The sequence below is a fragment of the Paenibacillus sp. Cedars genome (assembly GCF_003184205.1).
Lineage (GTDB): Bacteria > Bacillota > Bacilli > Paenibacillales > Paenibacillaceae > Paenibacillus_AQ > Paenibacillus_AQ glucanolyticus.
The window spans coordinates 3920907-3935613 of the sequence record NZ_CP020866.1; the positions used below are offsets into that span (position 1 = coordinate 3920907).

Genomic DNA, 14707 nt, shown 5'->3' on the forward strand with positions numbered 1-14707 from the left:
GTTACCTCCTAAAACTGGCCTGGCGTGAATCCGCCAGATTGTTGTTGGGAAGCCCCAGGGAATGGCGCTTGTTGCTGGGACTGCTGATTGAATTGCTGTTGCTGTTGTTGCTGTTGGTTATATTGCGGTTGCTGATTGTATTGTGGCTGCTCGGGCTGATGCCCACCGTTTAGGTCTTCGTAGGAGTAGAATGTCTTCACCTGATTATTGGTTTTCTCCTCACCATCCCGCCCCGTAAACTTATTGATTTCCAGTTTCAACCGTCCGCGGGCTCCCACGACCGCATTCCAGTTCATGCGCAGCGGTTCACCTTTCTTCTTCTGGCCGATCCCTGCGAAGAAATTGGACAACAGTCCTTCGGTTTTCGTATGCAGGAACAGGTTATGAAAAACGGTCGCATCTCCATGGTTTGGTGAATGAACAGTCAATTCCAGTTTTGCCTGATTGCAAGCCGGCATTTTTTCGCTTCCAGGAAATCGTCCACGCTCAAACTTTGCAACCGTGAAATCGTAGTCCCCTGCAGGGAGGAGCGTGAACTCCCCACCGTCCTTTTGAATCTGATCGTCCCAGCCTAATTCTCTTTCCACGTTTTGACTCATGTATAATTCCTCCTAATGTCTTATGAAAATGGAATTTGATTTCTTATTTCTTGGACCATGCCGTAAACTTGCTGCCACGCAGCCACCAGCACACCTTCAATGAATCCAGGGTCGTAATTGGTGATCGGTGTATCCTGCGGGTAGTAGCCCTTTTGACTCACAACAGCCTGAATTTCATACTCTTGTACCCCGTGTTGAACCATCAGATCATAAAGAGATCGCGGTATATTGGGATTCAGTTCCGTCTGTTGCGGTGGGCTTGCCGGTTGATCTGGCTGTTGAGGTTGCGCCGTCGGTGTCTGTTCAGGTACCGATGTTGCTGCTGGCAGTTGTTGTGTCGGCTGCTGTGCCGCGGCCGGTGCCGGCTGAGATTGCTTTGCTGGCGGTTGTTGCGAAGCCGCTGCCGAAGTCGGCTGGCTAAAGATATGGGCAATTCGGTTATAATCGAGCGGCAATTCATCCGGCAGGCCATGACGATTTTTTGCGTCCCATGCAGGATGGTGCGTGGTATATATCGTTCTTGTACCGCCTTGTGCTTTGTGTTTTTTTCCCTTGTCGTCGGTTGCAATACTGAAGGTCTTATAATTGATGAACAAAACGATGTCAGCCCATTCCTTGACGAGAGGTGCTGTCCTTGATCCAGTCTTTTGCCCGAGCTTCAATTGATAGCGATCATAGGCGCCCATCTCATCTGGTTGTTCGAATTTGATGATCTGCGCATGCGCCGTCAGAATAACGTGGATGCCTGCCTCTACTACATCTTCTAGCAGATTCAAAAACCGCCCGATCTCCTCTGCAACATAGATGTATCCTTTGCCGTACCCAAAGTCCTCAACGCCGTTTTTATTGTGAGTGGCACATACGCTATCAACGCAGAGCATTTCTGCCCAATCAACCGTGTCAATAACGAGTGAACCGAAACGAGTCGGCCCCTGCTGCTTCACCCATTGCACTTGCTGCTTAAGCATTTCCCAGCTAGATGGCTTCTGCAGTCGCTGAACGTTCAGCTGCTTGGTCGATCCCTCCGTGTCGATAAAAACAGGATTAGGAAACTGGGCAGCAAGTGATGATTTTCCGATTCCCTCCGGCCCATAAAGAACGCCTTTTTGGGCTGTCTGAACAGTGCCACTGATTACTTCAAACATTAGAATTCACCTGCCTTCCATGTTTTCGGCTCTGCTGGAGGTGTCGGCTGCGGCATTGACACCTGTTCCTCCCCTGCAACGTAACCGTCTTCGATGATGATGGAGCATTCTTCGCCTGTGCTGACTCGAGTCGCAATGGCTTGCAGTCCTTCTTGTTCCAGCCACTGGCCGAACTCGTTCAACGCTTCCAAATCCATCTGCTCCAATTTGTCTAGTAGGATAAATCCACAATCAGGTTTCAGTTTCCGTACAATCGCCGTGGCTACCATCAGTTGATCAGCGCCGCTCATGTTATCCCATTTCTGGCCGTTGTAGATCAGTTCGCCATCCTCCACGGATAGACCAGGCAAAGGCAGATTAGCATTGGTAAGTAGATCCGTTCTTTGCTTGCGGATCTCATTGATTTCCGAAGTCAGTTGCTCGTACTGCTGGCGATATTCGCCGGCATCCGTTTCGGCCTTATCCTTGTCCAGATTCGCCCTTACCTTCCGGTTGATCTCGTCAATCTGCTGAATATTGCTTTCAAGTTCCGCTGTCGATTCGTCATTCAGATCATTGGCGTCTTTTTGTGCGGTCTGCAGGTCGGACGAAAGTTGTGCTAACTTCTTTTTGGCTTGATGCAATTCCATTTCCATTCGTGCAACTTCACGCCGTTGGGTATCGTATAGCGCCTCAATCTGAGCTACACGCTGCCGCTTACGCTGGTTCTCCCCGTTCTTTGCCAGAATCTCCTGCTGTTGCCGAATTAACTCGCTGGCCGACACCAGTTCCTTCGGCGCGTCCGGGTAAAATTGTTGTTCCTTAGCATACTTGACCTTTTGATCGGCAATCTGACCGATGGTATGGCGACGGTTGTAAACTTCCTGTTCCTTCGCCTCGAGCTCGTGCAACTTGCTGCCCACGCCAATGATCTGAAGCAGGATATTCGCTTTCTCCTTATTGGACGCATTCATGAACTTCGGCAGATCAATCGCCAATTCTTCGACGAAGCTATCGAGGAGCTGCTGGCCGCCTTTCTGGCCGTTTGGGTCGATGACCTTTAAATCGCTGTTCTTTCCCTTGCGCTCGACGATCAAGCCGTTGGAAAGGACGATATGCAAGTACGGTGGAACAACTGAACCTTCTCGGGATGCTTGGGACGGTCGATACTTATTCCCGCCCAATCCCCACGCGAGGGCATCCAGAACACTCGTTTTTCCTTGGCGGTTCTTCCCGCCGACGATCGTCAGGCCAGTTGAACTCGGCTCAATTTTTACGGCTTTGACCCGTTTGACATTTTCAATTTCCAATTTACTGATAGTAACCATGTGCACCCTTCTTTCGTCACATTTATTTTAAGGAAGAGCGGTGTGCAGACCGCTCTTGTTTTGATGGATAAATATTTACGCGATTACGACAACATGATTAGCTTCAATCAGATCCGACAGTTCTTCTGCCAGGTAGGTTGAAACAACTTCGATGGCTGAATTCCTCCATGCTCCACCATCAGCCTCAAACAAGGCAGCTGACGGACCGTTCTTCATACGGAAAACGAAAGAACTTTCGGGCTGTTCTACTTCGACAAATGTACGATATGGGGCCAGAACAACTGGGTTAGGGACCTTCACGTCCTCCACGGTTGCGACACCGGTCTTAGCTACCACAGATTGTGAAACGCCGTCATCTCCCACTTGACGTACGTTCTCCTCTTTGATGTTGCCAACGACTTTCAGCAGCTTCGAACGATCACCAGTATCCACGAATCCAGACAGCAGCTTGATGATGAAATCCTCAGCATCATAGAAATAATCAAACCGGTAATTTGGCAGCAATGCTTCCGCCCTAATAATTTCGCGGCGTGCATAATCGTTGTTATACGCTGAAATGACTGTTACTTCCGTAGGGCTGACGACGTGGACCAGAAGTGGAGCTTCTTGGTCAAATTCGGATTTCAGGTAATCCACCAATCCGGACAGGTTACGTACAACGAGCGCCGCTGGAGTCGGTTCAAGCACTTTGTAAAGCTGTCGAGTTGCATACTGCTGCCCATTGACTTCAATGACATCCATTTGTCCATGCTCCGACAGATATTCCAATGCATCACGATTTAACATAGATAATTCCTCCTAAAATTTTGTTTTATGGATTAATAGATTCGTTTAATTTTATTGCCAGTGTCATCGCGGACGTCACCATCATCGTCCAGAAAGGTCTGCCCCTGCATGCTGGACTTAAGCTCAGCACCGACAACCTTGCCGTCATTGTCCCGGTCCATGATGAGCGTGGTCATGAGTTCCTTGGACGGTGCCAACGTGGTTGTCGCCTGGACTGTGACCTCGGCAACCTCCCGTTTGTCATCTGGCTTGATCGTCAGCGAAAGGCTAATTTTCCGTGCGGCTTTTGCATTGGTATTCGGATCCCCGATATTGGCAAATACTTTTGCCAGTTCCTGATCAAAACGTTCAACTACGCCGCCATTTGCCAAGGATTCCAATGTGATTTTTGCACTCTTACTCATTTTCAAACTCCTCCTTAAAAATAATTAAATATTGCTTAAGCTTTTGATCAATTTCTCTTCATTGCTAACCATTAAATCGATACAAGGCTTGCAGACCAACTTCCCTGGATAAAACGAAACTAGCTGATCTCTCACATAACCGCACAAACAGCAGCCAGGGGCATATTTTGCAAGGATGATCCTTTCACCCTCTACGAAAACCTCCATCGGGTCCCCATCAGCAATGCCCAAAGTACGGCGTAATTCTTTAGGGATAACCACACGCCCCCAGCGCATCCAAATTACGAACAATACCAGTTGCTTTCATATTCATTAACCCTCCCTATACTCTGATTCAATTTTTGACCAATTTCGAGCTACCGCGTTCAGGGTTTCACGGGATTCTTCCTCTCGATCCCGTGCTTCCGAAAGTAAATCCAGATCACATAGATCAGATACAGCGTCCCGGATTAATCCGTCGATCACGTCAGGTCGCAGCGCATCCAGTTCCCAGCACTCATGCCCAAACTCAGCGATATAGCCTGAAGCCCGACTATCAGAAAGTTTCGTAGGGTTTGGCGGCGGGTCGAACTCCTCAATTTGATCGTAATTAAGCGCTATACGTTGAAAGTTGATAGATACCCCGAACAGCTCAAGACGATCTTCGATATCCCGACTCATGTCTTTACCGCTCGGGTCATGATCGCCAAGATGAATAATATGAATGTCTTTTTGACCAGCAAAGTTATCTAAACGTTGTGCGGCTGACCACATTTCAGACTGGCTTACATAACCACGGCAAGAGAAATATGGAATGTCCATTTCTTCACAGACTTGCCCAACGATACCCACCAGTGCGTCCTTCTCGACCCACACCTCTACGTAATTGTCTTGATCCTCCCATTTGTCATAGGCAAAAGAGCGAGCAGCAGAATATATGATCGAACCAGGGGAAGACCAATGGCTATTCTTTTTAAGGTTTCTAGTCCGATCCTCGATTGCTTCCCAATCTATGAGCCCTGACATTCGACCATCTGATATCAAACTTCCGAGGTTTTTATAGGACCTTTCATTATTCGGAATGACATCACGGGCAACAAGCTGGTAATATACTTGCCGGAGAGTCAAAGAGTAGCCCATTTCCTGATATTCATGAATAATGGCATTAACTTGCTCGATTAATTGAAGACTGCTTGAGCGAAAATTGATTTCCCGATAACAGATTTTCATTGATTTTCCCCTTCTGCCAGTGTTAAACTGGCCTTAATAATGGGTATTACCTGTGCAGCTTCCCGGGCTCCTACACCGTGAGAAGCTGTTTTTCATTTTCAAGGGAAGCAATCTCCCCGTCTAACCAATCAAGCGCAGCTGGCAGTACCTCTGGATCCACTTCAATACGACCGTATACCAGTTTCCATCGCAATAGTTTAAGTTCCAGTCTTCGAAGAGTCTTACTCACTTTTCTGGTTTACCCCCTTACTCGTTTGGCTTAGAAGTTTATCGCGGGTATCTTCGATACTCATCAAGGCTTCTCGTAATGTGCGAATGTCTTCATGCTCTAAGTTGTTTAACGAAACCCTGGCACGCAGAAGGTATTTCAACCCTAAATTCAATTGAGCAACTGCATCTTCTGTGGTTATTGCCCTTTCCGTTTCGTTCACTTTCCGGTTCACCTCCTTGATTTAGTAATACAGCAGTTTTTCAAGTCGGATGGTATCCCTGCGAAGCTCAGCCATTTTCCGTTTCAGTTCAGCCAAGTCAGAAGTCGATTCACAAGGACCAGGTCTGTGCAAATCCCCATTGAACAACAGATCAATAATGCGTTGACATTCAGCTGCCACTAGATCCTTTGCAGTTTGAGTATCATCCATGTTGCTTGTTCACCCCCTTTCCAGTAGTCAAAGGACTTTGCCCTTCCCTTGTCGAATAGATGAACTTTGAAGGGAGGTGCTAACTAATGGCAGTACAAGTTCATGCCTGCTTATGCGGCGATTGGGTAAATCTCAACGATGATCCTGATTGCAAAATCGGCAATCACCGTTCTTCACCTACTGTATGGTGGGAAGAAAACGCTGAAATATGGAGTCCATTCAAAAAAGATAGTGAGAATACAATGTATCAGCTTGATTATGTGAACATCCATTACAAAGGAACTGATTACCGAATACACCCAATCTTCATACAGATTGTCAGCACTTAAATTCTCGGTGAAGGTTTTCTTTCAACAATTCCAAGTCGTCAAGCTCCACCTTGGCGGCCTTGGAATTGTATTGCATGTCGATTTGTTGCTTCACCCTGTCCCACTCGCTGCGCTTCATGCCTTTCAGAGCTTCCGTTATTTGGGCTATTTTATTTTCCACGCTCATTCCCTCCCAGCAATAATAGTTACCGCGCCAAGCTTCTCGACCAGACATTTCCCTGAGCAAACCAGCTCATGGCCGATCTTTGTCACTGGCTGCCCACGGTTAATTTCCTTACCACATTTCTCGTTGGCGCAGTAATCAACAACTTCGTTTTCTACTGTGAGATTTAATCCTTTACTCATTTTGGTCCTCCTTTTTGTAATGCATCTTCTCTTGCTCTTTCTTCCAGGTGTCTATCGATGCTGAGCTAAAAAGCAGTTTTGGTCTACCCCTTCCAGTAGAACTGAGAGGTATATGAGGTATTCGTTTATTAGCGCACAGCTTATAAAGCATTTCTGGGGATATCCCAATGTATGGAGCAGCTTCATGCACCTCCATTGTTATATCTGGCTTGCCAATTGACTCAGTTTTTAATTGTTCGATAATCGTCGGAAGTAGCTTCTCTGCTACTCTATCAACTATGGCTTCTAGGAATTCAGTAGCAGCTTTATCTCCGATCATGCTGTTCACCCACTCTTGATAATTAAATTATCATTTGAATTAAAAAAATATTTCCAGAATAATCCTATTGCTAGTTGACGATAATATTATTATCAATTATAATACAAAACAGATAATAAAATTATCGCTTTGGGCACACTTAAACAAGACTAAGATTATCAAAGAAATCCGGGAATAATTTTTCAACTGGTTCACCGAAGTAATTTGAGAACTTGAACATCAAATCCCTGCCAGGAGTATAGGTTCCATTCTCGATCATACGAACGTAAACCGTTGATATTCCAAGTTCAGAAGCAACTAAAGACTGAGAGCCTTTAGATTTACGACGCATTCTAAAAAGTTCTCTTTTTGCTCTCCTCACACTAGCACCTCCTTTGTGTACTTCTGATTATATTTGATAATTTAATTATCGTCAACCCGTTTTGATAATTTATTTATCATTATTTTTTCAGGAGGAAAACTAATGAAAATTGGAGACAGATTGACCCAGTTAAGAACTAAAAAAGGACTAACGCAAGATCAACTAGCTGAAGCACTTGGTGTTAAAAGAGCTAGATATAACTCTTGGGAGAACAACATAGCTAAACCGGACATTGAAATGATCGCTAAATTAGCTGCACTCCACAAAGTGTCTTCAGATTGTATTATTGGTGTCGATACACCAACCCCGGAATGGGCTACACATAAAGATAAAAGAGACTTTAAGAAAATGCTTGAAGACAACGCAGAAGTAATGTTTGATGGTGTACCTATTTCTGATGATGACAAAGAAAAGATAAAAAGGGTTATGGAGGCGATGTTTTGGGACGCTAAAAAGAAAAATAAGCGGAAGCCGACTGAGTAAAACCTCTGGAGGTAATCAGCCATGAGAGAACTTACAACAAAGCTAGTGAAGAGGCATAAGACGAACTGCCCGTTTACTATCGCACGTGAATTAAATATAAACATCAGTTTTGATGATTTAGGCGAAAACACCAGGGGATTTTACTACAGAGTACTTAAGCGCCGCTATATCTGTATACATAAAGATTTATCAGATGAATGGAAAAGATTCGTGTGTGCCCATGAATTGGGTCACGACAGACTCCACAAAGGTGTAAGTCAATTTTTCGTGGACGAGCATTCCTTTTTCCTGCCTGGAAAACTAGAACGACAAGCTAATGAATTCGCTGTACACCTTCTTCTTAACGGAGTCGCCTTAGATGAGAACGACACTGTCACATCTCTACTTGCCAGAACAGGCATTCCTTGCGAAATGAAAGATTATATAAGGGGGCGGTGATAAAATGGCGGACTATGAACCTAGAGGAGAAAACTCGTGGCGGCTTACTATCAGCCTTGGCAAAGGACCAAACGGAAAAAAAATAAGAAAAAGAAGAACAGTGACCGTTGAGGATCCAGCTATTTTAAAATCAAAAAAAAAGCTTGATCAATACCTTAATGAAGAGTGGTTGAAATTCAAAATTGAAGTTGAAGCCGGGGCGTATATTGACGCAAGCAAAATGAAATTTTCTGATTTTGTAAACGAATGGAGAGATAAGTACGCCTCAAATCCCAAAAATCTTTCACCCACAACATTAGAAATTTACGAAGTACACATTAGGTCAAGAATCATTCCGGTATTTGGGCATATACGTATTGATCAAATCAATGCAATGAAAATCGTGACTTTTCTCAATGCTTTAGAAAAACCCGGATCGCGCTTAGATGGACGTGACGATCCTCTTGACGCCAGTACTATAGGATTTATTTATAGAGTTCTGAAAAACATCTTTGCTCGAGCGGATGAGTGGAACGTTATAAAAGAAAATCCTATGGACGGCTTATCTAAACCAAAAGAAAAAGATGCTAAAACAAAAATGTTAGAGCAACGCAAAAACCCTCAATTTTATGATGAAAAAGAAGCACAGTTGGTTGTTGATGCGTTATATAAAGAAAGCAGAAAATGGAGGTTGCTGATTCTAGGATCAATGATTGGCGGATGCCGGCGCGGGGAGCTGATAGCTCTTGAATGGCAGTTTGTTAACTTTGAAGAAGGACACATTGAAATCGATAACAATATCCCGCTAACAAAAGATGGGAAAGCTGTTGAGAAGGGACCAAAGTCAACAGCATCATACAGGACAATTGATATGCCAGATTGGTATATAGACGAATTGAAAACATACTATAGGGAGTGGGTCTTAGAGAAAAAACATCTCGGCACAAAATGGTTAGGCGAAGAACGCCAGTTTGTTTTCCACAATGGCAAGGGGCAGCCCTATTATTATAAACATCCATCTCGTTGGTGGGAACGATTCTGTAAACGTCATGATATACGATATATTAAATTCCATGGTTTAAGACATAGCATGGGGACATTGTTATTAGAAGATGAAGACGAAAGTAACTTCGACTCAATATTAATCGCCATACAAAGACGAATTGGGCATGCGCGGCTTTCCACTACTTCAGATATTTACGTACATGTAACAAAAAAAGTAAAACAAAGAACTGCCGGTAAATTCGATAAATTTTCACGAAAGACAGAATCTAATCCGGGGTCTATTGGGGTCTAATCGGGGTCCAACATGAGACAATAGGTAATAAATCCAGACTATTCAGAACAAAGTATTATTTTCAAAAAACATTATATTACGGGCTTCTTCGGTCTTGATGCAATTAAAAACAACTAAGCAAGCTTCCTTGACAGGGTAGGGGTCAGTGGTTCGAGCCCACTACAGATCATAACCGAGAGTCCTTACACTGTAAGGACTTTTTTCTTTTTATCATCTTCCTCCCATTAGGCAAAAGTATCAATTGGTGCCCTTTATTCAAGTAAAGTGTATTTAATCATTTTTTGGTGCCGCGAATAACTACAACAATACTCCCCCTTATCGATGGATCACGCCCTCTAACCAATCGATAAATGAATTCTTCGGTACCAACATTTTGCGACCTACACGTACATGATGAAATCGATTTTCTTTGATCAAATTGTAGGTCTGATTAATTCCAATATCAAGAACCTTTTGAATATCAGCAGGCGTTAAAATCTCGGGGGATCCCTCCAAGGATCATCGCTTACCTGTGTTAATTTGAAATTACTCACTTGTGACTTATGAACTTCTTCTCTCCACTCCATTCGCTTGATATCATCTAATATCATTTCAATCTCCCGGTTAACATACTGCTGCAGATCGGTTAGTCTTCTCTCTAGGTATTTAATCATCCTATCATTCTTCTTCGATTATATCGAAGCGAAAGGGAAAGTAACTTTTAAAATCAAAATCTGGAGCTAGATCGTGGTCGTCCACACCCGCAGTCCATTTGAGAACCCAGAAGGACCCGGACTTCCTTTATTCAGAAGTCGTCGCATGCTATTAAATCAACAGTACATGTAAAAAATGAATCACAGTACCGATATATTTTGCAGGCTAGGTGAAATGGTTTGTTTTAAAGGAGAGGATGTGGAACTAATGGCTGGATGTAGAAAGTTTTATGAGAGCTAAGTCTCCGAGTTGGAACTTTCCTGAGAATGAAGAACTGTATGATGTTATGGAGGATTCTATGGGCTGATCGAGATCATAGCTGTTAAACCGTGAAAATTCAACAGCAGTAGCTGACCTACACAATACAATTGCAGAGATCTTGGTTAAAGAAGCGAAAAAGAAAGCTGCTCAGGATAATAAGGGACTGGGGACTGCCCCCCGTTTATGAGACAGGGATCAAAACACCTTTCAAGTTAAGCAGCCAGTCGTCGGTAATCCACCGGCGACGGGTTATTTAATTTCGTCTGAATACGAATTGAGTTATAGTAGTAAATGTAGTCTCGAACGGTCTGTTCAACGATGGCCGTCGTTGTGCAGGTTAATCCTTCGAGATAGAACGTTTCAGACTTTAGCGTGGAATGAAACGATTCGATAGAGGCATTATCAGCGGGCGTACCCTTACGGGACATGCTCATGGTAATGCCTTTTCCTTTCACCGCCTCTTGATATGCTTGTGACGTATAGACGCTGCCTTGATCGCTGTGGAGCATGGAATCTTTTGTGAGAGGCAGCTGATTCAGCGTATCTAAAACAAATGCTGTGTCTTGTTTGTCTGCTATACTGTACGCCACGATCCCCCCGTTAAACAAGTCCAAAATGCTCTACAGATACAACGTTTTTCCTCCAAACGGCAAGTAAGTGATACCCGTTACGAGTTTTTGCATCGGTGCATTGGCCTCAAATTGACGTTTTAACTGATGTTCCGCTATATGTGTCGGCTGTCCTGTTGGCTTGCGCTTCTTTGTCCTGACTCGACACTATAATCCCTCAACGTTGCATAATTCGCTGTACTCGTTTGTGATTGATGGATTGCCCTTTCGAAGCAGCGCAGTAATCTTTCGAGGAATTTATGCCGGGTGCAAAATTAACGAATCTCCTCGGTAAGTAGATCTTCTCGTTTTGTGATAAGGGGTCCTTTCCAGCGATAGTATGACGAACGAGCAATCCCTAATAGTTCCCATGCTAGTTTACTGACAGCTCTCCTCGAACAGATTCCATCCAGGCTACTACGGCCTCTGGTGACACCTCCTCTCCAACTCCTTGTACTTTTTTAGTAACTCCAGCTGTTGTTTCAGATACCGATTATCTGCCTTTGCTTACCGACAGGCTGCTCAAGCCGATGAAGTTCCCCATTAAGATACCACGACATCCAAACTTTAAGTTGAGTGACATTCCTGATCTCTAGCTTGTCCATGACCTCCTTCGTCGGGATACCTGCTAACCTCATTTTAATTGCCTCATTTTCACTTCTACGGGGTAGCTAACTCGTGTTGCCAACGTAAAAACACCTCCAAGTTATCTTCCACATCTTAACAACATGGTTTCTTTCACTTGAAGGTATTTTAATTTGTCTCATATTACGGGGTCAGTCCCGAGGGGCAATTATTGGACCGTTCCAGTTCAAAAGTTTCAATAAAAGCTAAAGGCAAATTCAGCATGACAAGAGCGACGGAAAGGAATTTTTATGAAGGATAATTCTCTGTGAAGATTTTTCTATCCTATCGTTGAATTATGGCTCTTAAGGATATTTAACCACATTGGAGGATTATATATGGATTTTGATATGGGTGAATTTATAGGCGGCGTATTAGGCGTATTTGGAGTGTACGGCATCGCTGTTTACCAAATACGTAAGCAACGACAGGCGGAAAAAACCGGCTAAAGATCGCAAGCTTACGGTCTGGCAACGATTCTGAGCCAAAAACTAAATTCAGCCTGGGGCTATTTTACAACAGAGAATTTTCAATAGGGAGAACTTTTTAGAAATGTAGATCAAATGAATCATCAATTACAGAAGCATCTGCCTGAGGCAATCGAGACAAACAAGAAACTTGTTTCAATAATAACTAATATTATTGACGGGTTGTCTGCGATTAGTGAGAAGTATTCAAAGGAAAATCGAAATCACGATAATTTCATGGCTTATGAAACTGAACTTCTTACTTATACAGAATTTATGCGCAATAAGTGTCACGAGTTTATTGAGGAAATAAAAAAACGTAATCAATAAGACTTTTAATCGAAATACCAGCTGAAGGAGCGGAATTCTGAATCCGGGTCCTTCCAGCACTCAGAAAACAAAGAAATGTAAAGTAGGGTTGATTTCATTTGCGAAAGAAGATGTAAATACGCTGGACCGATGTAAATATATTGATTTCTTATCACGCGATTTATGGAAAAGAAAAAGCACCCTAAGTGGGTGCTTGCTCTTCGATACGAATCAATATTCATTTTCATCAAGGAATAGCACTGTAATAAGTAAAGCTAAATTCGTACGATTCAGTATTTACAAATTCATGAGCTTTCACTCGCAAGAATAACGTAGCTCCTTCAGGAACATACAGGTTCTGAAAAAATGATGGATAACCAGTATTACCTTTGTTGGTAAGGCCTCCAGTTATCAGATTCGTTTCTCTTGTTTCGTTATATTTAACAATCGCCCCCAATTCCAAGATATTATCAGCGTACCCACGAGGCCAAACAGCACCGAAAACGAATCGATCTTGTCCTGTATTATTGGTCCATTTGAACCAATCCTCATCTTCACCGCTTTGTAAGAAAAGATTAAAGTTGTTTTGTTGTTGTAAAAGATCGATAGCTAGTTCTCTAGAGTCACCAACCCCTATCACAAATGGAGCCACTTCACTTGTTGTCGCATTGTCAGCAAAGGCTGCTTGCGAAAACGAAAAAACACTGGTTGAAATCAAGAGTACCGTCAACATTTTTTTCAATTTCATGTTACTCCTCCTCTTAAAATCTATGTATTTCGATCAACAACATCATAACATTTGGAAAATTTAATATATATAGGGGTAAAGTATCACATTTTTACGAAATAGATATTATCTTGATGTCTAATAGAGGCGCATTTTGTCAGGTGCTCCTTTATTGGTTTTTCTTTACTTCGCAATAATAAGCGTATATCCCTGCTACTGTAACAGGTATTACGAAATATAGTGTTACCATTGCAGTTGAAAGGATCATTAAGGCTTATTCTGTCTGGTAAGTATTTTGTTAACAAGGACAATTCCTAATATCTCCGTGATAGCAATTACTCCAAGATACCATAATCCTGATAGCACGGATCGCTCGTCATTACCGATGTTAAATATCCCATTTTCCCCCTCCAAAATGCATGATTCGACATTTTTGCATCACTTCACCAGCATTAAGAGATGATTCAGCTCGACGAGGAAGTTACTGTAAGACTCGTAGCATAAACAAGGTTGCTAATGTTTTTTTGATATTCATACTTAATCCACCTCTCTGACCCATGTATTCCCTCAAAAAAATATTAAATTTGGTAAAATTAATATATATAGGATGAATGCATTTTATCTTTACAAATTATTCTGATGTCAAATAAAGGCGTAATTTGTAAAAACAAGCTATATGTTAAATTTGAGTTTAAAAGTTATATTATTTTCTGGAAATTAGAAACTTTTTCAATTAACTTGGAGGTTTTTTCAATGTATGGTATGTATATATTGTTTATTATCTTGATTATTGTTGGAGTAACCCCAACCTTTTATAGACTCAACAAACGAATAAATCTATGAGAAGGCATTTGAAAACTTGAACATGTGGATTAGTATCTGAATATAGAAATCAACCTCTCCACAAGGAATAGCGTTTAAGCCCAAAATGGATGGGAGGAACATTAGATGAATCTGCTTATCATTGCAGGAATTGTTTGTCTCTTGGTTACAGGACTCTTATCTGGAGCATTCACTACAGGAGACCAGCAGAGAGGGAATTTCTATGCTGAATCGAAGGTGAACCGGACTTCTAAAAGGAAAGCAGCCAATTGGTTCTTTTTAGCCGGTGTTTTACTGCTTGCAGTTGGTGGCGCGGTGCATCTTCTGTTACGTTAATACTTTACTTTTAGGAGGGACTTCATGAGTGATTTTGTTTGCAACGAAGATCATGGAATAGAAGTTAAGAGGGTTCAATATGTGCTGATCTCCCTGCTCTCTATTTGTACATTGAGAAGGGTCCCCGCAATCGAAACATTCAGGAACGAAATATATGTTCATTTAATGAAATTGAAAATCTCAGATTAACCTATCTCTATCTATCCAACTCCAGCAGA

Annotated in this window: 21 protein-coding genes and 2 pseudogenes; 5 read left to right on the plus strand and 18 right to left on the minus strand. The window is 42.7% G+C overall.

Annotated elements, in window-relative coordinates; genetic code table 11:
• Positions 1–8: 8 nt before the first annotated feature.
• The 10 genes and pseudogenes from B9D94_RS19825 to B9D94_RS19865 all read right to left on the minus strand — a co-directional run bounded on the left by B9D94_RS19825 (position 9) and on the right by B9D94_RS19865 (position 6091).
• Positions 9–599 (minus strand): hypothetical protein, encoded by a 591-nt coding sequence (locus B9D94_RS19825; protein WP_148247797.1) that lies wholly within the window; start codon positions 597–599, stop codon positions 9–11.
• 20 nt (positions 600–619) lie between these two features.
• Positions 620–1744, minus strand: coding sequence for an ATP-binding protein (locus B9D94_RS19830; RefSeq protein WP_148247798.1), 1125 nt, complete (start codon positions 1742–1744; stop codon positions 620–622).
• Positions 1744–3051, minus strand: coding sequence for an AAA family ATPase (locus B9D94_RS19835; protein ID WP_148247799.1), 1308 nt, complete (start codon positions 3049–3051; stop codon positions 1744–1746). Before B9D94_RS19835 ends, B9D94_RS19830 begins: the two co-directional genes overlap by 1 nt.
• 75 nt (positions 3052–3126) lie before the next feature.
• Complete coding sequence (locus tag B9D94_RS19840; RefSeq protein ID WP_148247800.1) at positions 3127–3837, minus strand: hypothetical protein; 711 nt, start codon at positions 3835–3837, stop codon at positions 3127–3129.
• 32 nt (positions 3838–3869) lie between these two features.
• On the minus strand, positions 3870–4241 hold the full coding sequence (locus B9D94_RS19845) for a replication terminator protein (RefSeq protein ID WP_148247801.1): 372 nt from the start codon (positions 4239–4241) through the stop codon (positions 3870–3872).
• A 24-nt stretch (positions 4242–4265) separates the two neighbouring features.
• Positions 4266–4548: pseudogene (locus B9D94_RS19850) on the minus strand (AbrB/MazE/SpoVT family DNA-binding domain-containing protein).
• 5 nt (positions 4549–4553) lie between these two features.
• Positions 4554–5450, minus strand: coding sequence for a hypothetical protein (locus B9D94_RS19855; protein ID WP_148247802.1), 897 nt, complete (start codon positions 5448–5450; stop codon positions 4554–4556).
• Between the two features lie 70 nt (positions 5451–5520).
• Positions 5521–5679: a hypothetical protein gene (locus B9D94_RS31055; protein ID WP_172963973.1), complete on the minus strand. Its 159-nt coding sequence runs from the start codon at positions 5677–5679 to the stop codon at positions 5521–5523.
• Complete coding sequence (locus tag B9D94_RS19860) at positions 5672–5881, minus strand: hypothetical protein (protein WP_148247803.1); 210 nt, start codon at positions 5879–5881, stop codon at positions 5672–5674. Before B9D94_RS19860 ends, B9D94_RS31055 begins: the two co-directional genes overlap by 8 nt.
• Positions 5882–5902: 21 nt before the next feature.
• Entirely contained in the window at positions 5903–6091 is a 189-nt protein-coding gene (locus tag B9D94_RS19865) for a hypothetical protein (protein ID WP_148247804.1), read from the minus strand.
• Positions 6092–6177: 86 nt separating this feature from the next.
• On the opposite strand from B9D94_RS19865, the gene B9D94_RS19870 reads away from it, so the two are divergent.
• Positions 6178–6420, plus strand: coding sequence for a hypothetical protein (locus B9D94_RS19870; protein WP_148247805.1), 243 nt, complete (start codon positions 6178–6180; stop codon positions 6418–6420).
• On the opposite strand, the gene B9D94_RS31060 is transcribed toward B9D94_RS19870, so the two are convergent.
• The 4 genes from B9D94_RS31060 to B9D94_RS19885 all read right to left on the minus strand — a co-directional run bounded on the left by B9D94_RS31060 (position 6410) and on the right by B9D94_RS19885 (position 7445).
• Positions 6410–6580 (minus strand): hypothetical protein, encoded by a 171-nt coding sequence (locus B9D94_RS31060; RefSeq protein WP_172963890.1) that lies wholly within the window; start codon positions 6578–6580, stop codon positions 6410–6412. The genes B9D94_RS19870 and B9D94_RS31060 overlap by 11 nt on opposite strands.
• A gap of 2 nt (positions 6581–6582) precedes the next feature.
• Entirely contained in the window at positions 6583–6765 is a 183-nt protein-coding gene (locus tag B9D94_RS19875; protein ID WP_148247806.1) for a hypothetical protein, read from the minus strand.
• The gene (locus tag B9D94_RS19880) at positions 6758–7084 is read right to left on the minus strand and encodes a helix-turn-helix domain-containing protein (protein WP_148247807.1); all 327 of its coding nucleotides are present in this window, start codon (positions 7082–7084) and stop codon (positions 6758–6760) included. Before B9D94_RS19880 ends, B9D94_RS19875 begins: the two co-directional genes overlap by 8 nt.
• 139 nt (positions 7085–7223) lie before the next feature.
• On the minus strand, positions 7224–7445 hold the full coding sequence (locus B9D94_RS19885) for a helix-turn-helix transcriptional regulator (RefSeq protein WP_253806006.1): 222 nt from the start codon (positions 7443–7445) through the stop codon (positions 7224–7226).
• A gap of 102 nt (positions 7446–7547) precedes the next feature.
• On the opposite strand from B9D94_RS19885, the gene B9D94_RS19890 reads away from it, so the two are divergent.
• Genes B9D94_RS19890 through B9D94_RS19900 form a run of 3 tightly spaced genes read left to right on the plus strand, consistent with a single transcriptional unit; the run spans position 7548 to position 9642 of the window.
• The gene (locus tag B9D94_RS19890) at positions 7548–7928 is read left to right on the plus strand and encodes a helix-turn-helix domain-containing protein (protein WP_148247808.1); all 381 of its coding nucleotides are present in this window, start codon (positions 7548–7550) and stop codon (positions 7926–7928) included.
• 21 nt (positions 7929–7949) lie between these two features.
• A complete protein-coding gene (locus B9D94_RS19895; protein WP_148247809.1) occupies positions 7950–8366 on the plus strand; it encodes an ImmA/IrrE family metallo-endopeptidase in 417 nt (138 codons plus the stop codon).
• Positions 8367–8370: 4 nt separating this feature from the next.
• Positions 8371–9642, plus strand: a complete 1272-nt coding sequence (locus B9D94_RS19900) for a tyrosine-type recombinase/integrase (RefSeq protein ID WP_148247810.1) — start codon at positions 8371–8373, stop codon at positions 9640–9642.
• A 315-nt stretch (positions 9643–9957) separates the two neighbouring features.
• Here B9D94_RS19900 and B9D94_RS31940 read toward each other — a convergent pair whose 3' ends face one another.
• From B9D94_RS31940 to B9D94_RS19915, 4 genes and pseudogenes are all read right to left on the minus strand, one after another.
• A complete protein-coding gene (locus B9D94_RS31940; protein WP_148247811.1) occupies positions 9958–10137 on the minus strand; it encodes a helix-turn-helix domain-containing protein in 180 nt (59 codons plus the stop codon).
• A complete protein-coding gene (locus B9D94_RS31065) occupies positions 10113–10295 on the minus strand; it encodes a hypothetical protein (RefSeq protein ID WP_006209169.1) in 183 nt (60 codons plus the stop codon). Before B9D94_RS31065 ends, B9D94_RS31940 begins: the two co-directional genes overlap by 25 nt.
• A gap of 513 nt (positions 10296–10808) precedes the next feature.
• A pseudogene (locus B9D94_RS19910) lies at positions 10809–11892 on the minus strand (IS3 family transposase).
• Between the two features lie 959 nt (positions 11893–12851).
• Positions 12852–13352: a hypothetical protein gene (locus B9D94_RS19915; RefSeq protein WP_006209164.1), complete on the minus strand. Its 501-nt coding sequence runs from the start codon at positions 13350–13352 to the stop codon at positions 12852–12854.
• A 927-nt stretch (positions 13353–14279) separates the two neighbouring features.
• On the opposite strand from B9D94_RS19915, the gene B9D94_RS19920 reads away from it, so the two are divergent.
• Positions 14280–14489 (plus strand): DUF5316 family protein, encoded by a 210-nt coding sequence (locus B9D94_RS19920; protein WP_006209162.1) that lies wholly within the window; start codon positions 14280–14282, stop codon positions 14487–14489.
• Positions 14490–14707: the final 218 nt, after the last annotated feature.